The 18,463-nt window shown below is 44.9% G+C and carries 16 protein-coding genes; 7 read left to right on the top strand and 9 right to left on the bottom strand.

Translation table 11 applies throughout. From position 1 onward, the window contains the following. Nucleotides 1-82: 82 nt before the first annotated feature. The gene (locus tag FWF39_RS05120; RefSeq protein WP_343382367.1) at nt 83-1,555 is read right to left on the bottom strand and encodes a radical SAM protein; all 1,473 of its coding nucleotides are present in this window, start codon (nt 1,553-1,555) and stop codon (nt 83-85) included. A gap of 140 nt (nt 1,556-1,695) precedes the next feature. On the opposite strand from FWF39_RS05120, the gene FWF39_RS05115 reads away from it, so the two are divergent. After that, nucleotides 1,696-3,237 carry an amidohydrolase gene (locus FWF39_RS05115; RefSeq protein ID WP_343382366.1) on the top strand — a complete coding sequence of 514 codons (1,542 nt, stop codon included), beginning with the start codon at nt 1,696-1,698 and terminating at the stop codon, nt 3,235-3,237. A gap of 302 nt (nt 3,238-3,539) precedes the next feature. Further along, nucleotides 3,540-4,604 carry a hypothetical protein gene (locus FWF39_RS05110; protein WP_343382365.1) on the top strand — a complete coding sequence of 355 codons (1,065 nt, stop codon included), beginning with the start codon at nt 3,540-3,542 and terminating at the stop codon, nt 4,602-4,604. Nucleotides 4,605-4,722: 118 nt separating this feature from the next. On the opposite strand, the gene FWF39_RS05105 is transcribed toward FWF39_RS05110, so the two are convergent. From FWF39_RS05105 to FWF39_RS05095, 3 genes are all read right to left on the bottom strand, one after another. Beyond that, on the bottom strand, nt 4,723-5,865 hold the full coding sequence (locus FWF39_RS05105) for an aldo/keto reductase (RefSeq protein ID WP_343382364.1): 1,143 nt from the start codon (nt 5,863-5,865) through the stop codon (nt 4,723-4,725). Then, complete coding sequence (locus FWF39_RS05100; protein ID WP_343382363.1) at nt 5,834-7,198, bottom strand: radical SAM protein; 1,365 nt, start codon at nt 7,196-7,198, stop codon at nt 5,834-5,836. Before FWF39_RS05100 ends, FWF39_RS05105 begins: the two co-directional genes overlap by 32 nt. A gap of 183 nt (nt 7,199-7,381) precedes the next feature. After that, a complete protein-coding gene (locus tag FWF39_RS05095) occupies nt 7,382-8,557 on the bottom strand; it encodes a kelch repeat-containing protein (RefSeq protein ID WP_343382362.1) in 1,176 nt (391 codons plus the stop codon). A gap of 305 nt (nt 8,558-8,862) precedes the next feature. Here FWF39_RS05095 and FWF39_RS05090 point away from each other — a divergent pair, with 305 nt between their 5' ends. Both FWF39_RS05090 and FWF39_RS05085 read left to right on the top strand, forming a co-directional pair. Further along, nucleotides 8,863-10,518: a DNA repair helicase XPB gene (locus FWF39_RS05090; RefSeq protein WP_343382361.1), complete on the top strand. Its 1,656-nt coding sequence runs from the start codon at nt 8,863-8,865 to the stop codon at nt 10,516-10,518. Further along, complete coding sequence (locus tag FWF39_RS05085; RefSeq protein ID WP_343382360.1) at nt 10,515-12,392, top strand: helicase-associated domain-containing protein; 1,878 nt, start codon at nt 10,515-10,517, stop codon at nt 12,390-12,392. The genes FWF39_RS05090 and FWF39_RS05085 overlap by 4 nt, the downstream gene beginning before the upstream one ends. Nucleotides 12,393-12,629: 237 nt before the next feature. Here FWF39_RS05085 and albA read toward each other — a convergent pair whose 3' ends face one another. Beyond that, complete coding sequence (gene albA, locus FWF39_RS05080; RefSeq protein ID WP_343382359.1) at nt 12,630-12,917, bottom strand: DNA-binding protein Alba; 288 nt, start codon at nt 12,915-12,917, stop codon at nt 12,630-12,632. Nucleotides 12,918-13,117: 200 nt separating this feature from the next. On the opposite strand from albA, the gene FWF39_RS05075 reads away from it, so the two are divergent. After that, complete coding sequence (locus FWF39_RS05075) at nt 13,118-13,750, top strand: CDP-alcohol phosphatidyltransferase family protein (protein WP_343382358.1); 633 nt, start codon at nt 13,118-13,120, stop codon at nt 13,748-13,750. Between the two features lie 67 nt (nt 13,751-13,817). On the opposite strand, the gene FWF39_RS05070 is transcribed toward FWF39_RS05075, so the two are convergent. Both FWF39_RS05070 and FWF39_RS05065 read right to left on the bottom strand, forming a co-directional pair. Then, a complete protein-coding gene (locus FWF39_RS05070) occupies nt 13,818-14,111 on the bottom strand; it encodes a 30S ribosomal protein S26e (RefSeq protein ID WP_343382357.1) in 294 nt (97 codons plus the stop codon). Between the two features lie 47 nt (nt 14,112-14,158). After that, the gene (locus FWF39_RS05065) at nt 14,159-15,049 is read right to left on the bottom strand and encodes a DUF4438 domain-containing protein (RefSeq protein ID WP_343382356.1); all 891 of its coding nucleotides are present in this window, start codon (nt 15,047-15,049) and stop codon (nt 14,159-14,161) included. A 142-nt stretch (nt 15,050-15,191) separates the two neighbouring features. Here FWF39_RS05065 and FWF39_RS05060 point away from each other — a divergent pair, with 142 nt between their 5' ends. Next, entirely contained in the window at nt 15,192-15,770 is a 579-nt protein-coding gene (locus FWF39_RS05060) for a CBS domain-containing protein (protein WP_343382355.1), read from the top strand. 82 nt (nt 15,771-15,852) lie between these two features. Here the strand turns inward: FWF39_RS05060 and FWF39_RS05055 are convergent, their stop codons facing one another. Further along, nucleotides 15,853-16,908, bottom strand: a complete 1,056-nt coding sequence (locus tag FWF39_RS05055; RefSeq protein WP_343382354.1) for a hypothetical protein — start codon at nt 16,906-16,908, stop codon at nt 15,853-15,855. A gap of 127 nt (nt 16,909-17,035) precedes the next feature. Further along, nucleotides 17,036-17,332, bottom strand: coding sequence for a hypothetical protein (locus tag FWF39_RS05050; protein WP_343382353.1), 297 nt, complete (start codon nt 17,330-17,332; stop codon nt 17,036-17,038). Between the two features lie 542 nt (nt 17,333-17,874). Here FWF39_RS05050 and FWF39_RS05045 point away from each other — a divergent pair. Next, nucleotides 17,875-18,463: hypothetical protein (locus FWF39_RS05045; protein WP_343382352.1), on the top strand; the 589-nt coding region annotated here is incomplete at its 3' end.

Here is an 18,463-nt window from a genome sequence, read left to right as displayed (position 1 = left end):
TTCATTTCCTTCCGCAATAAGCGTTGTTTCAGTTTACACCAATATAGTGGGCGTCAACACTCAGATAGGCTGAAGCGCGTTGTTATGTTTGTTGATCTTGTTCTGAGGTGCTGTAGCCACCTTTGCTTTTTTTGGGGGTGCGAAGTTTGCTGATTTTTTTAAATCCCCAGCGGAGTGTTTTGTTGTTCCATATTCGATGGTTGAGTGCTGCACGGGCCATGATTTGGCTGTAAAAGTCCCTCTTTACTTTTTTACGTAAAAAGTAACTGTAGGAGAAATAGTTGTCAAAGAATTCTTTTTTGACTTCTTCCAACTTTTCAAGCGGTAACAAGGTATTTTTGAAGATTTGGGTTTCTTCACGGTATTGGTTCCAGTTGGCATCCACTTCTAATCCGAGTTCTTTTATGAAATAGGCTAACTCGGTGCCGGGGTAGGGGACTGCTTCACACATATAGACATAGTCGGGTTTGGTTTTGTAGAGAAACTCGATGGTCTGCTCAAGCATCTCGGGTGTTTCAGTGGGATAGCCAATAACAAGTGAGACGGCAACGGAAATGCCGGCTTCTTTGGCCCACTGGATGGCTTGGGCGTTTAGTTCCACGGTGGTGCCTTTGCGCATAAGTTTGAGCATTTCTTGGCTACCTGATTCGACGCCGAAGTGGATTAGCTGGCAGTTGGTGGCTTTGAGCTTTGCCAAAAGCTCCCTAGAGACTCGGTCTACTCGGGTGCGGCAATCCCAGGGTAAGTTGATTTTGCGTTTTTGCATCTCATCACAAATCGCATAGGCGCGTTGCAAATCGTAGGTAAAGGTGTCATCGTAGAATGCGAATGCACCTGCGCCAAACTCATCGCGTAACCATTCCAGCTCATCTACAACTTTACTGGGGCTTCTTCCTCTAAATTTGTGTCCGCACATCTTGGAGGCTAAACAAAAGGTGCATGCACTGGGGCAGCCACGGCTGGTGATTATGGGCATATAGTTGACGCCAAAGAGTTTGTACATATTGGTGTCAAAGTGATGATGCGCAGGGTGCGGCAGATTATCAATATCGGGTAGAAACGCACGATCGGTGGTGCTAAAGGTCTGATTATTACTTCTATAGGTAATGCCCTGAATGGCACTAAGACCAAACATTAGCCCCTGTTCAGAGACAAACCGCGCTAATTCCAGCATGGTTTGCTCCCCCTCACCACGCACCACAATATCTAAATCAGGACTATCGGAGAGGGCTTGCTGATCAAGTACACTCACATGCGGCCCACCCATAAGCGTGAGCGCCTTGGGCACCGCAACCTTAGCAGACTTTAAAACCTCCAAAGCCGGCAAATAAGTAACCGTAGCTGAGGTGATCCCTACAATATCGGGATTTAGGCTACGAAATTTCTCCTCCAAAGCTTGGGGCGTATATTTTTTGGTTTGGCAGTCCACCACATCTACAGGGTATCCCTCTTTTTCAAGAACTGCTGCCAAATAACCAATCCCCAAAGGCAGAAAAACCGATTGCGCCGCTTCCGATGGATAAGGCGGATTAACCAAAGCCACATGAGCCTTCAAACAAAACGTCCCCCAAAGTAATCCAACACATGAATGCGCCGCTATTATGTCTTACTCAAACACAAAACACCCCCAAGAGTCAAACGAAGGTTTTTAACCCACCTCCCCCCTCCGACTCATAGAATAACACGGTGAACCCCTTGTCAGCAACCATAGCCATCCTTAACGCAAACATACACACCCAAAACCCCAACCAGCCCCACGCCCAAGCCCTAGCAATCCAAAACAACCACATCAAAAAAGTCGGAACCAACCAAGACATCACCCCCCTAATTGATGAAACAACTCTGATTCTAGATCTCAAAGGAAAAACCATTCTCCCCGGCCTAATCGACACCCACATCCATCTCGCCGACTACGGCCGATGCCTCCTCTGGCTCGATCTCACCAACACAACATCCATAAACGAACTACAAACCCTCCTCAAACAAAAAGTTGCCAACACACCAAAAGACAGCTGGATTATCGGACAAGGCTGGAACGAAACCCGCCTCCAAGAACAACGCATGCCCACCGCCGCCGACTTGGATCTGGTTAGTCCAAACAACCCCGTTATTCTCTACCGCGAAGTAGCCATGCTCTGCACCGCCAACACTCAAGCCCAAAACCACGCCAACATAACCCCCACCACCCCCAACCCCCCAGGCGGAATCATCGAAAAAACCCCCCAAGGCCAACCAACCGGCATCTTTCGCGACACCGCCACCACCCTAATCTGGCAGACGGTTTCCGAACCCACCCAAACCGAACTACTCGCCGCCACAGCACATGCCTGCCAAAAAGTCTTCCAAGCAGGTATAACCAGTCTTCACTGGCTCATACTCAACGAAAACGAATTCACCCTAATCCAAAAACTCTACGAACAAAACCAACTACTCTTCAGAGTAAACATCGTTGTCCCCGAAGCCCTCCTAGAGAAAGCCATCCAAATCCAAACAAAAAATCCTGAGGTGTTGCAAGTCAGCGGCGCCTTTATTGTGGCTGATGGTTACCTCGACTCCAAAGAAGCGGCCCTAAACGAGCCCTACAGCGACGACCCCACAAACACCGGCAAACTGTTACTCTCCAAAGAGACCCTGTCAGCTTCGATTACGCGAGCCCTATCCTTTGGAGTTCAACCAGTTATCCACGCAATGGGCGATCGCGCCCTAGACCTAGTTTTATCAGTAATTGAGCAGACAAAAAGCAACCAACGCATCCGAATCGAGCAAGCCGCCATTCTTAATCCCGCGCTTCTTGAACGACTAAAAAAACAAAATGTGGCCATAACCATCCAACCCAAAGTCATAACAACCGAATTCACAGTCTGGTCCGCAGACCACCGGCTCGGCTCACGCGCAAAATGGCTCCACCCCCTAAAAACACTTCTAGATACAGGAGTTGTGGTTGCCGCCGGCTCAGATTGCCCCATGGAACCCCTAAACCCCCTGCTTGGTATCCAAGAACTAATGCTACACCCCAACCCCGAGCAACGTCTAAGTCTCGATGAGGCCATCAGCCTATACACAATAAATGCCGCCCGATGCTCAGACCAAGAAGCTACCAAAGGCTCAATCCAAGAAGGCAAACTAGCCGATCTTATCATCCTAACCGCTGATCCCGTTGACGTTGAACCACATAAAATAAGCACAATAACCATAGATTTTGTCATATTAAACGGCCAAATTCTAGTAGTAACCTAACCTACAATGTGGTTGAAATACTAAGGATCATAGCTATACACAGTTCTGTTGATAGATGACGTTTCACAAAATAGTCCAGTCTTTATATCTTGAATTTGAGGCCATTTATATAACATAAGACCGTAGGTGTACGTCATGGCAAAACCATAATTCCAGTTTTAAGCATGAAGCCGTAGAAGAATTTGGATGCTCAAGCAAGACTGGTTCTGAGAAAGTGAAGAAGGAAATGATAAAAAGGGCATTAACGTTTACAATAAACCTGAACGCAAACAATATCGTTTAGGTTTAAAGGTTTACGCAATATGGTTATAATTTCACTAAGGAAAGCATTTAGTGCGGAGTCAAAGATAGCGCGTATAGATGGTGAATTCGCGGTCAAGTTGTATGGTTCTCGCAAAACTGTGTTGTTATTGGTTTTTTCGTTAATTGTAATACTACTTTCTTTTTTGGCTATTTTTATGCTTATAGATTCTGATATAGTGCCTGATATAGATTCTGATATAGTGCGTGTACATGTTAAAGATGAATTTGATCTTCGAAATGCTATCGATAATGCATCATTTTTTACTTCTACTACTATTGTTCTTGACAATGACGTTACTTTGGAGCGTTCGATCCGTATTTCTGAAGATAAAAACATAACCTTAACAAGCAACGGTAATGCTGACTTTTTTAAATTAACTTGTATATCTACTATCCCGTATGGTGTTTGTCCTCTCTATGTCGATGATGGTGGTGTGTTGATTCTTGACGGCATTATTGTAACTCATGAAAATGTTTACGGTGGTGGCGTAGGTGTTGCGTCAGGGGGGTCTCTTATCTTGGTTGATGGGGGAATTATTGGTAATGTCATTCGTGGTGGTGGTTGTGGTGTAGGCAACCGGGGTACTTTTGTAATGTATGGTGGCACAATTTCTGGCAACACCGCCGCTTGCCTAATTAATTCGGGCGGTAGTAGCGGTAGTACAGGCGGCGGCGTATTAAACTGGGGTACTTTTGTAATGTATGGTGGCACGATTTCAGGAAACAAAGTAAACAGAGCGCCTTTTCTGATGCTTGATGGGCCTGGTGATTGGGGTGGTGACGGTGGTGGGGTGTACAACTATGGCACTTTTATTATGTATGCTGGTGAGATTTTTAATAACACAGCTGGGACAAATGGTGGAGGTGTATACAATAAGGGCAATTTTACTATGCATGGTGGAGTAATTTCGGGTAACACTGCTGAAGTGAATGGTGGCGGTGGCGTATACGATGAGGGCAGATTTAAAATAAATGCGGGGGTAATTTCTGGTAATACTGCTTCATGTGGTAATGATGTATACACCTACGATGGCAAAAGCCGGTCGTACCCTAGTAATGACTGAACATATGTTGTAATGACATATTTAGCAAGTTAAATACCCCCGCGAACTACGATTTAACCCAGTCAATGAATCCCCTGGTATTGGGTTAACCTCTATGAGATGTTGTGTTGGTGTTGGTTTATTCTGTGAGTTCTTGTTTGGCTTTCTCTAACTTGCTCTCTATGGGTAGATTGTAGGGACATTTTTGGATACATTGACCGCAGTGTTCACATTTCTCGGCTTTAACTTCCAGTCCGCCGTAGCGTTTTTTGGCCCAGTTCTCTAACCCGTATATGTCATGTAGCATCTGGAAGCGCAGTATTGCGGGGATGTTTATGTTGTTTGGGCAGGGCATGCATAAACCGCAATCGCGGCAGTAATTGCCTAATTCAAAGCTAAACCGATTATGCTTCTTGGGTGCTGAGTTGTGGTATTGGTTTGCGGCGTTTGCGGCTGTTTCTACCTCGGCGATGCTTTTGAATCCTGCAATAACCCCTGAGACATCTTGGTCAAGCACATACTGTAGTGCACTGCTAACTTGTTCTTGTGTGGTTTGGCCCAAGAGTGTTTTGATTTCCTCTTCTTCTTGTGAGATAAGCGAGAGTGAGGGTTGGTAGAGGCAAGTTATCAAGTTGGAGGTTTTCACTGACAAAGATTTCATGATAACTACTCCTACGTCGTGTTTTTTTGCGGTGGGTATAAGTTCCTCAAGTGCCTGTGGTGTTACAACGTTTAGCGGTACCAAAACGGTGTCAAACTCGCCGGTTGTTATTGCTTTTGTGAGTACCCTTGGTTTGTGTCCGGTTATGCCGATGAATTTGGTGTGGCCTTCGCGCTGAGCTTGCTTGCATGTTTGCAGTACCCCATCCTCACCCATGGCTTTGTTGAGTGTTTTTTCATCATCAATACCATGAAGCTGTAAAATATCCACACAGTCGGTTTGCAGATTCTTGAGGCTCACCATCAAGTCTTGGAGGGATTCGCGTTTGGTTCGGTTGCCTGTTTTGGTGGCAATTATGCATTGGTCTCTTTTTTTGGTTTGGAGCGCTTGGCCGATTTTTTCTTCGCTGTCGCCATCCCAGCGGGCAGTATCAAAATAATTAAACCCCAACTCAAAAGCGCACTGTATCACCTCAATTGCTTGGGGTTTGGGTAGCTCAGCTATCCAGGTGCTGCCAAAACCCACTTGCGACATCATCAGATTGGTCCTTCCCAGCCGACGCTTATCCATCAAATCACCTGGGCTGTTGTTAGGCGGTGCCGTTGGCTTTTTTGGTGCCATGTAGCAATCGGGTTTTGGTGAAGGTTAGGATGCCTTCGCGTTTGGCGCGTTTTAGGATTTGTTTGGGTCTCATGTGGAAGCTCTTAAAGAAGCGCCACTGCAGTGCTTTTAGGGCTTCATAGTCGTATTGGTCGCTTTTGACGCTTAGCAGGTACTCGTCGAGTTGGGTGTAGTTTTTGTTTTGGAGGAGTTCTTTGTAGATTTTGCTATCGGGGTAGGCGATAAAGATGTTGAATTGGCAGTAGTCGGGGTCGATTTTTTTGGCGAATTTGAGTGATTCCTCCATATCCTCAAGTGTCTCATCGGGTAAGCCTAGCATAAAGGAGCAGGCGGTTTTTATGTGGTGTTTTTTGCATAGTTTAAAGGCGGTTTGGACTTGTTGGGGGGTGGTGTTTCGGTTTATGCGTTTTAGGATTTTAGGTGAGCCCGACTCCACGCCAAACCAGATGACTCTGCAACCTGCCTTGCTCATAAGCTCCAAGAGCTCATCATCGACCAAATCCACTCGGGTGTCACAAACCCACTCTAAATCCAGCTTTTGCTCAATCATGAGGTTGCAGAGCGTTTTGGTTTTTTCTTTGTTTAGGGTAAAATTATCGTTTATGAAGTAGATGCCTTTTGTGCCATAGCGGTTCTGTAGATCTTGGATTTCGCCTATGACGCGTTTGGGGCTAAAGCTGCGATTTATGTTGCCCCAGAGTTTGCGGGTTTCACAAAACCCACAACTATACACACAGCCCCGGCTAATACTCATCACATCTGCCGGTTTAGCATCTAAGAACTCTATGGTGCGATCATACTGCTCAAGGGGCAACAAATGCCTCGCCGGGTAGGGGATTTCATCCATATCCTCAATGAACTGCGGCGCATTAACCATAACCCCGCTTGAGGTTCTACATGCCACTCCTGGAATGGTTGTTGCTTTGTCTGTGTTGCCTTCTGTTAGGGTGTTTGCTAATTGGGTTATGGCGCGCTCGCCTTCTCCGATAATAGCATAATCAATCTGTGGGTGTGCCAAAAGTGTCTCGGGTAGATAGGAGGCATGCCAGCCGCCCACCACCACCACACAATCTGCTTTGGCCTCTTTTATGGCCTGAGCGGTTTCTAGGCAGCGTGCAAACGTAGCTGAACCACAAGTAATCCCCACCATAAACGGTTTGGTCTGCCTAATTGTTTGCTTAACTTCTTCCAGAGACTTGTTGGCCAAATAATTATCCAACATCTCAACAGTATAACCAGCCTTCTCAAGCGCACCCGCAATATACATCAACCCAATAGGCGGCAAACGCTTCCCATGATACCAAGTATCTTTTTCAGGGGGCGCTGTAGTCATAAGCAAAATCAAGCCATTCGACTCTCCGAGGACATTTCAGGTTTGATAACTCGCGCCGCTTATAGCTTTAACGGAAAAACGACCCTCTCGCTTTAGTTTTCTTTCCCGCCGCTTACCTTAACAAAAAATTAGATTAAACAACAATAACCAACTTAACTCGACATACATCCAAAACACCTGAGGCTAGGTGGATTTTTTGTGTCGGTTTTTTCTCAAAAACGACAACCCCAAACAGACAACAACAGCCGCAACCACAACAGTAGTAGCTGTAACAACACCGATAAAGACCAGCGACCGCGGCGCATTAGCAACAGTGAAGGTTATGGTTTCAGAGGCACCAGTGTTTCCATATTTATCCTCTGCAAACACTCTCACACTATGGCGACCACTAGACAACCCCGACAGAGAAACATTACCCCCAACCGTTACGTTAGCTTGACCATCAAGGCAATACCCCATCCACACAACCGGATGATTCAAACTATACTCAAGGGTCACAGTCTCAAGATCATACCTGCCCCCTTCTTCAAGAGATAAAACTGAAATCTCAGGCGCAATACGGCCATAACCAAATGGAGTATACATAAAAACCCTCTGAAAATGAACCTGCTCAGTAGTCGCTATATGCCTAAACATCTCAAAATTTTTACTAAAATACTCACGCAACTCATAAGGCAATGCATTAGGAAAACTATAGGTTTCGGTGCAGCCTCCCAAGACATACAATAACCCATCCACCTCAACAACCCCCCGGCCATGAAGCCCAAGCGGCACGTTCGCTCCATCCATCCAACTATCTAAAACAAGATCGTGAATCCTAAGCCCAACCCCATCACAAACATACTCCCGACCATCAAAAACCACACCATCAGAAGGCACCTCCGGCCAAGGCCCCTCATACACCGACCAAGTATCCTCTATGGGATCATAAACCTCACAAAGCTCCGAATTCACATATCCGCCCATGACATATATGTAACCGTCCACAACACACGCAGACGCACCATTTCTGGGAGTTGGTATAGATGCCTTTCTTGTCCATTGGTTTGTGGCGGGGTCATAAACCTCATTTACTCCATAGAGACCCGAGGAGGTTGTACTCCCACCTATATAGTAAATTTTACCCATAGAACACACTGCGACGCCTCCGTATCGGGGTGTAGGCAATGACGGCAGAGTCATCCACGTATTAGTCTGTGGGTCATATCTCTCAACGGCACCAGTAACCAACCCCACACCCCGCGAAACAAGGCCGCCAATCGCATATATTTTGCCATCCGCCACCACCGTACCAAAATAGCTTCGCGGATAACGCATCGAGGCCATCTCAACCCAAACATTCTCCTCCGGCGGAGACACAGATGCCCCAAAACAGAAGTCTCAACAACTAAACAAAAAAATAACAATACTACCAAAACCAATCCTGATACCCTGCACAAACTACTCATACGGTATCACATCTTCCTAGTTATCAAGCTGAGTAATGGTTGTGTGAACGGTATATTTTTTACTATTTACAGTTCTTGCTCATGATGGAATCGGACTTTTTGTTTAATAAAAAATATAAGGAATTCCCAACATTACTCTCGCCTCATAACATTTCACTTGGGGACTAAAATTAACCGTGGAAATCTCTCAAACTAATCTACTCATGGGTGTCTGAATTGAGTGAGGCTGTCTACAAGCCGCTTATTGTTCAAAGCGATATGACCTTGTTGCTTGAAACAAACAATACATCCTACGAATCTGCCCGTGATGAGCTCTTAGCGTTTGCCGAGATGGTAAAATCTCCCGAGTATATTCACACCTACAAGATGACTCCGATTTCTCTTTGGAATGCGGCCAGTGCGGGTGTGACGAGTGCTGATATTTTAGCAACCCTTGAAAAATATAGTAAATATCCCATATCTGAAACTGTTGTTGCACGTTTAACCCAGATCAGCGACCGCTATGGCAAGGTCCGAATATGCAAAGAACAAACCGAGTTATTTCTTGAAACTGACGACCCATACATCATGGCGCAACTATGTGCAGAAAAAACAGTTTCTAAATTCTTTATCGAAACACCCAAAAATAATCGGGTTAAGATTGATCCGGTGTTTCGGGGTCATATCAAGCAGGCACTTATGAATATCCAATTCCCACCCGAGGACCTGGCAGGGTATGCGGATGGGGCGGCCTTAATGGTTGATCTACGCCATGATGTTTTCCAGCCCCGCGATTATCAGCTTGATGCGGTTTGTGCTTTTCGCGCTGGGGGCAGAGGTGATCATGGAGTTGTGGTTTTACCTTGCGGAGCGGGAAAAACCATTGTGGGAATTGCGGCTATGGCAGAGCTAAAAACTGAGACCTTGATTCTCACAACATCAATCACTGCAGTGCGCCAATGGATAACTGAGTTAGTTACTAAAACTGGTTTGAATCCTGACTTGATTGGAGAGTATAGCGGTGAGAAAAAAGATGTTCGCCCCGTGACGGTCTCAACCTATCAAATCATAAGTGCCAAAGACAAAGCCGGTGTGCAGAAACATTTCGAGTTATTCTTGGAACGCAACTGGGGATTTATCATCTATGACGAGGTACACACCTTGCCTGCACCAGTTTTTCGCATAACCGCCGAGTTACAGGCTAAGCGTCGGCTGGGTTTAACTGCAACTTTGGTGCGTGAAGACGGACATGAAGCAGACGTATTTGCCCTAATTGGCCCCAAACGCCACGAAATGGGCTGGAAAATCCTTGAAAGCCAAGGCTGGATCGCCCAAGCCGAGTGCTTTGAGGTACGCATCGCTATGCCTGAGGAATTAAAAATGCCCTACGCAATCGCCCCTAAACGCGAAAAATTCCGCATAGCCGCAGAAAACCCCGACAAACTCGGTATCATCCGCAAATTATTAACAAAACACAAAGGCGCCCACATCTTGATCATAGGAGTCTATCTTGAGCAGCTCCAACACATCGCAGAACAGCTCGACGCTCCACTCATCACCGGCAAAACCCCCAACCGAGACCGCGAAACACTCTATGAGCGCTTCAAAAGCGGTGAATTTCCCGTTTTGGTAGTCTCCAAGGTCGCCAATTTTGCCATAGATCTTCCTGATGCAAATGTTGCTCTTGAGGTTAGCGGCAGTTTTGGCTCCCGCCAAGAAGAAGCCCAGCGCCTCGGACGCATTTTACGCCCCAAACAAGGCGAAAACAAAGCCTACTTCTACACCCTAGTATCACGCGACACCACTGAGGAGAGTTTTTCGATGCACCGCCAACTCTTTCTCACCGAGCAAGGCTACCCCTACAAAATACTCGATGAGGCCACCCCGCCATGAGTGAAACCAACGCAAAACTTGCTGATCTAGAACAATACCTAAACACCTGCACCAACGACACACCCTATGGTTGCGCCGAGGGTACCGGCCTAAGCGCACTGCATAAACGTCTCTTTAACAACAAAACCAACGTCCTAAAAAAAGACATGATAAAAAACCTCGCAAACTTTTATGCCCACAACCAAAACATAGTAGACCTCTGGAACAGCTTCTCTGAGTGCGAACAAGACTTTTTGCGATATGTGGTGCAATGCGGTAGCGAATATCTCCCCACCACTCGGCTATACGCAAAAAAACACAACCTAAAACTCGAATACACCGCCCCGGGCGGCTACACCAAAGACCTAACAAACGCATATGACTATATGCGTCTAAAATTTCTCCACCTCCTAACCTGGAACCTCCCAAACACCAAAACCGTCATTCTCTTTCCTGGCGGCAACATGCCCCAAACGGTTTTTGATGTCTTAAAACCCCTTGTAGGCCCCATAAAATTCGACTCCACACCCTATCATCCAACAAAAACCGATTATCTTATCTGCCGAGAAAACCGCCTCAACGACTTTGAAACCCTAGTCAAACTCGCCGCCAGTGAACGTCTCAAAGTAAAACCCCAAACATTTGACCTCACCCCCCCCAAACTGGTCAAACTCGTCGAAACAATTGACTTTGAGGAAGTATGTGACAAAAACGGCAAATTTTGCACTCCCAAAGAAGTCAAACACAAAAACGACTTCAAAATTGCCCAACCTCTCTTTATATTAGCTACCAACTCCGGATTACTTGATATCGCCCCAGACGGCTATGTACACCCCGGCAAAAAAGCCCCTGTCCTGCTATCTAAACCCCCAAACGAGATAGCCAAACAATTATTTGAAGACTATATGGCGGAAAATAAAATTCCTGAAATCCACTACCTCACCCATATTGCAATCAAAGATCGCGGCGGACAAATCGAGTGGCACAAATGCCGAAAAACCATCATAGACCTACTAAAAAACTGCCCTGCCGAACAATTCTTAACGTTTGACTCTTTGACTAATCACGCCCAAACATTCTATGGCAATTTCCTGCGCCGACTTCTCTACTGCGACATTGTAGTGCGTAGCTCCCACTATAAGGACTACTTTGATGAGGGTGATTATGAACCCGACTGGAGTGAATGCGAAACTCACCTAATAGGCCTCATCTTGTCCTTTCTTTGCACCCTGGGTATACTCGATATCGCATACACTGAAAACATTACCCGCACAAAATATGCTGAAGATGACTTCTGCGTCGGCATTGCCGGTTTTCGCATAACCCAACTCGGCGCCTGGATCTTGGGACTAATCAACCAATACCAAATCCCAACCAAAACTATCCGGCCCCTAAACGATGAGGGCCAACTCCTCGTACTGCCAGACTACTCCATAATTATATCCGGCCTTAAATGCCGTATCGAACACGAAACCCACTTTAGTAAATTCCTCACCAAACACTCTATTGATGGCAACGCCGCAATCTACAAACTCGACTTCCAATCGATAATCCGCGCATATGACCTCAACATAGCACCTCAAAAAATAAAAAAGACCCTGCAAAAAGCAAGCGGCAAACCCCTCCCCGACAATGTGGCACGATCTTTAGATGATTGGCAACTAAAAATCGGACGCGTAAAAATCCGCACCCTAACCGTACTTGAAACCGACGACGCCCTGTTGCTCGAAGAAATAAAACACATCAAAGGCCTAAAAAACATCATAACAAGCCAGCTACGTCACGCCATAGCCATAGATGACAAACAACAGAAAAAAGCAAAAACCCTAATAGAAAAAAACGGCTGGCCAGTAAAAATCACCGAAACAGCTGATAAAACCCACAAAGATCCATAAGTTATCCACCTGTTGCTTCTTTATTCCCCTAAAGAGCCCCTCACAAGACAAACCACACTATCTCTAATCGTGTTTTACATGTAATCTCAAGGGCTGTCTTCTAAAGATATTTGGTGTGGTTACAAAAACTGTTAGTTGTATGCGTCACGCTGATGTGTTTTATGTGGTTAGTAGGAAAAAAATTAAAATTGGATTTTTGGATTTAATCTATTTATTTGTTTCTTAAAATGGTGCCGCTTACTTTTTGGTAAGGGTTATTTCCATCGTGGAAACCATTCTGGACTTGTTCTCGCCTTCTCGTGGTGGCATCTCGGCTGTTCCGATTGCAATTTTGCTGATTTTTAGGTCTTTTATGAAGCGATTTCTTGCGATTTCTGCAACGTCAACTGCGGTGGTTATGGCTTGGCCTCTTGCTTTTAGAGTGATCTCTTTTAAGTTGTTTGAGGAAAGGCTTGTGATTATGGCCAGAACATAGCTCATTGGGGGTTTGTTTCCGACGAAAATAACGTCTGCGTTTTCAGTCATTTTATTTTTCTCCTTTATGTCTCATGTGTAACGTTGCAGGTCAACGCTTTGTTGCGAGACCGAACATTACTGCCAAATATTTATGACTTCTTCCTTATAAAGTCATTGAAAACACAACTATGCAAACATAATTGTTGCTGATCGTGGGCTAGAAAGGCTTTTGTGTAGCTAAGATATAGGGCTATCTGTAGAGTGTAAGCATGCTTACTAAACTTAAAAAACAAATCCAGCAAATGTTAACAACCGAGGCCAAAATAGCTCACCGAATTGGGTTTACACCCAATCGAATCAGCATTGTGGGGTTTATATTTGCCATGGCCTCCGCGGTTGCTTACGCTTTAGTTGCGGCGCATGCGTCTTGGTTTTTGTTGCTCGGAGTCTTTTTCCTTTTGGCGTCTGGGTTTTGTGACACTATGGATGGTATTGTTGCGCGTACCTTTGGGCAGACGACTGTGTTTGGCGGGTTTTTTGATGCTGTTTTGGATCGTTATGCTGATGCGGCGGTCTATGCGGGTATACTTATCGCTGGGTTAGCTAGTGCGGCGTGGGGTGTGTTTTGGGGGCCCATTGTTGTTTTGGCGGCTCTGGCGGGTTCGATGATGGTTAGTTATACCCGTGCACGAGCAGAAGCCTGTGGGATAAAGATGGAATCTGTAGGATTTGCGGAGCGTGCGGAGCGTATGCTTATCTTAGCGGTTGCCAGCATAGCGGGTTATTTCTGGTTACCTGCTCTGGGCTATGGTGTAGCTGTGTTAGCTGTTATCTCAAACCTAACCGTCATACAACGCGCACTCTATGTTTATAGAGAACTGAAGAAAAAACTAACTGCATGATTACAGTAGAAAATTAGAAAAGAGAAGAAAGAAAGCAATACTGTGCTTCCTTTTTTGTTTTTGTTGTTTAGTATCTTCGTTTGTAGCCCTTTGAGTGGCGTTCGTTTTCTGCTCGGACTTTGACGATGCCACGGTGGACTGCGCATGAGATACAGTAGTATTTAGTATCTACCCAAGATGCTAGAAAGGTGCCTTTTTGCCTGAGTTCTTTGGCTAACTGGGGTTCTACAAATGATACCCGCCGTGTTGAGCGTTTTGCTTTGTCTCTGGGCACCATCGCTCCGCAGTTAACGCATTGTACAAGGGTACTACTTCCTTTGCTTCCTTTAGCTCTTCCTCGGCTCTTTCGCTTAACAGGCATTAATTAGTCCTCTTTATTTTTTGGTGTCATTTATTGAGTTAACTGTCTTATATATCTTCTCGTAATTTTAATAAAGAAGCAATGTTTGCATCCGGAGTTATATGCGGCACAATCCGTCCCTCAGATGAAGTCATCAAAGTGGTCACGCCCGGACCATGTCCTGCACAAATACAATTGGTGTGAACCACTACCCCCACCGAAACCGCGCCCCGACGATAAATCCTGCCAAACGAGTGATCCGCATCAATAATCGCCACCAAGTCACCCAAGCGTAGTGTTTCTAATCCATACTGCTCAACGATGGTCTCATCAAAGAGCTGAATATCATAATCGCCCGAGTTTGTCTGATTAGCTCCCAACCCCGAACCCATAATAGCTGCCGGTATATGATGCGTAACCGGCACCCCAAGTTTCTCCCCGATAGGTTGCGGATCCCACGCCTCAAGCAAAGCCGGATCAGTATTTATCACCTTTATATCTGGAAAATACTGCTGAAGTTTTAGACCCGTACCGTAGGATTTAATGAGAATCTTATCACCCGGCAACAATTTCTCTAGGACCTCTTTGGAAAAATCCACCATCACATGCTCAATACCCCCATGCTTACCCACAACCGTGCCAATATCGCCTTTAGCCTCTCCTGAAGCGACAACCGCTTGATTACCAACACAGGCGAGCACATTAAACGCCGTGTTCGCTCCCTGACCTGATCGAGGATCATTTTCTCTATTTACCACACTCGCACCGGGCTCCACATGATCAGCCTCCCAACCCAGCGCAGAATCACCCACACGCAAATTATACGTCACACCCCCCACACCAGGCAACACCTGGGGTCTACCAGTAGCAGAGATCGTGTAGACATTACGAATAGTGGGACTGGCAACCTCACCCACAACAGAGAGTTTTATGAGCCTATCCACATTAGTTTTAAGCACAATAATTTCCTCCAAGTCCAATTGGGTAGTATGTTAGGATCTTATAAAACTTGTAGTGGCTCTCTATGTAAAGCAACTCTTAAATTCGGCGTCCCTTCTATGTTAAATCAACACCAAAACTGACTGAATTGCCGGGACGTCTATGTCTGAAATTGGTTTAAGCCCCAAAATGTTAGTTCGAGACATCATGAGTAGCCCAGTCGTAACCATGGATGCGGACGAAACCTCCAACAAAGCCGCAGAAATCATGGACCAAAACAACCTAGGGGCGGTCATTGTCCAAAACAAAATTGGCACCCCCATAGGCATCATAACCGAGCGCGATATAGTAAAACGCGTAGTTGCCAAAAACCAAAAACCCGACACCAAAAAAGCCAAAGATGTTATGACCACTCCTCTTGTCACAATCGAACCCGAAGCAATCATAAGCGACGCCGCACGAAAAATGACCCGATTAGGCATCAGACGATTAGGCGTCATCTACAAAGGCAACCTAGTCGGTATCCTCTCAAGCAAAGACATCCTAGGAGTCATGCCGGAACTCCTTGAAATAATGCAAGAACGTTCGCGCATAGAAGGCGCCGCGGCAAGCGAAGAACCCGAAGAAACCCCCCAATCCGGATACTGCGACAACTGCGAAGCATACTCTGAGAACCTAAAAGAATGCAACGGACAAAACATCTGCGACGAATGTCGTATCGAACTCGAACAAGAAAAATAGCTCCAAATCAATTTCTATATTTGTGGTAACTCTTTTTGTTCGCCTTCAAACCCTGCTGATTGGTTGCCGCGGGAATTTTTTGCTATGTGAGTTGTTTGCCGCATTTTTCACAGAAAGATGCATAACCCTTGTTGATTGCACCACAAAAAACACAGAATTTTTCTATGGATTGGTTGTTTTCTGTCTGTTGTTGCTCACCGCTTGGTGTAGAGTGGTTTGATGTTTGAGGGGTCGGTTTGGTTCTTTTTGTTTTTGTAGACAGTATTGTTATAGTCATCAATGTTGCTATGGTTGCAATAATTATGACAAACAGTCCCGAGTTTTCGGTAATCAAATCAAGCGATAGCGGCAAAACAGGCTGTGTTATAGGGTCTGGAATTACAGGTGGATCGATGGTTGTTGGGTTTGGGTTAAATGTTTGTGGTATTGTTGTTTGGGTGGGGCTGGGCTGAATAGTTGGAGCTGTTACTGTTATAGCGGGAATGAATTGTTTGGTTTCATCTATGGGGTAGATCTTTACTGTTTGTCCGTTAAACTCTTGGGGCAGTTGACCGATTTTAAAGTTCACTCCGGTGGTTTCACAGTAGTAATATGTCTGATTAGAATCTGGGGGGTAAACCCAGTGGGTGCCCTTCAAGTTATTGCCCAAGATGCCCACTGCATAATGATTTGGCGGATTGATATAGACTACCCCATAGCCCATAATCCGTGCCAAGGTGGCAAAAAGTATCGCGGTATCCTCACAGTCTCCTCCCTCATCAACCAGTGTTTCGATAGGAAACCTCGGATACTCATCATACCCCGTTGTAACTATATCTGAGGCATAGCGTAAATTCTGCACAAATGTCAACACAAAACTAACCTTATCATAGTCATTATAACCCGTCTGGGTCGTGATATCAGTGAGTTTTTGTGCTAACAGTTTTACGTAATAATCTTGGGTGGTCGTGAGATATCCATATCCTGCGGGGCCGTTTTTTGTTCTCACAGACACCGGAACACCCTGATAAGACTCATAGAGTGCAGTGGGAATACTTAGATTCCAGGTCCAATGTTGCCCCTCATAGTCCCATGTAAATGATCTCTCATAGGATTGCTCGCTAGTTTGAGCGTTTGCTCTTGGGGGAACTGTAATCATCGATAGAGCTATTATGAGTGTCAATGAAATGATGATTAAGAATCGGACTGGTTTAAAACTTTGACAATTTATTTGCATCCTGTCCTAATAAAAATTCTCGAGCTACTGTTTAAGTGTTTTTCCCAATCTACTTTTTAATTATGCCGTAACTCTGTTTTTTCCAGGCATCACGAAACTTGTTGTAGTAATCAACACCTTGGAAAACAGGTGCATAGGTGAGTTCCCATTCGAGTCCACATTTACAAACTGCGTAGGCTTTCTTATTTTTGGTGTCAACAAACATTTGCAAGAATTCTTTGCGGCATTTGGGGCAGTAGTAGGGGCCATTTACCATCTGTTTGGCATCTTTGGTGAGGATCTTCATACCGCTGGCTGTGACTTTATGTAGCTCTTTGCTTTCTTTGGCGGGCTTCTCTGAACTCATATATAGAGACTATATCTGCACAAAGATATACTCTTCCATCTGAAACTGGATTTTTGCCCTCAAAATGTCGAAACTATGCTAACAATAGTGCTTAATTTGGGGGTATTTTTGTTTGAATATTTGTGGTTTTGTTTTGTCTTGTTATTTTGGTGTTGTGTGGGGAAAATGTGTGTGGTGTTGTTTTTTGTGTTGGTTTTGTTGTTTTTGATGGTTCTTTTGGTCTGCTGGTTTAGTTAGATGGAAGACTTTTAACTTGCGGTGTCTTTATTGATATTTCATTTGATTGGCGGTTTTGCTGATTTTTAGTCTGATTTCGTCATGTATCGTCTGACTTTTGTTTGTTTTTGTTAAAAACTTGCTTGAACTACATTTGATACAATGCTTTATTTTTTTGTATTATTGTATTGTATTTTATTTTGTTATATTTGTGTTAAATTTATCTCATTATTAAAATGGGAATATTCTGTAAATTGTAATATTGCGACATTTTTAATACTGTTTAAATCAAGATACCGATTGCTGTTACTCAACGAGGAAGATATATGAAAACAACCAAATCATTCAAAAAATGTCTATCATTACTCATAGTAACCTGCATAGTTGCTCTGGTCTTTGTTACCCTAGTAACAGCAGCAAATACTCCATATGATTGGACACTGACTGACCCTGAAGCGGGCGTAGAAATCAACATCCGCACAAGTGGTAGCGGTAATAATATAGTGTTTTATGCAACTCTATCGGTGGATGGAGAAAAAACAATATCCATAACCGTACCCGGTAACCACTTCGGTAGCGGCAAATTTGATGCATATCTTACCATAGGCGGTTATGTAGTGCATATACCCATACAAGGAAATGAAATGGGTAAAAATGGTGAACCCCAAATCATATCCGGAATCGGCCTGGGTCATGACTGGGTAGAACAAGGCCGTAGCGAACCTACCTGTACAGAAGATGGCTACATATCCTATTACTGCAAAAATCACGTCGAGACCCGTATAGACGCATTAGCGGCTCTTGGTCATGATCTTTCTTCTGTTACTGTGGATGCTACTTGTTTGGTTGCTGGTTCGGTTACTACTACTTGCAGTCGTTGTGATTATGAAGATGTTGAGGTTCTAGCGGCTCTTG

This window comes from Candidatus Bathycorpusculum sp. (assembly GCF_009778815.1).
In the GTDB taxonomy this organism is placed as follows: domain Archaea; phylum Thermoproteota; class Bathyarchaeia; order Bathyarchaeales; family Bathycorpusculaceae; genus Bathycorpusculum; species Bathycorpusculum hydrogenotrophicum.
The sequence above is the reverse complement of the archived record's forward strand: the minus strand, read 5'-3'. Positions and strand labels throughout refer to the sequence as shown.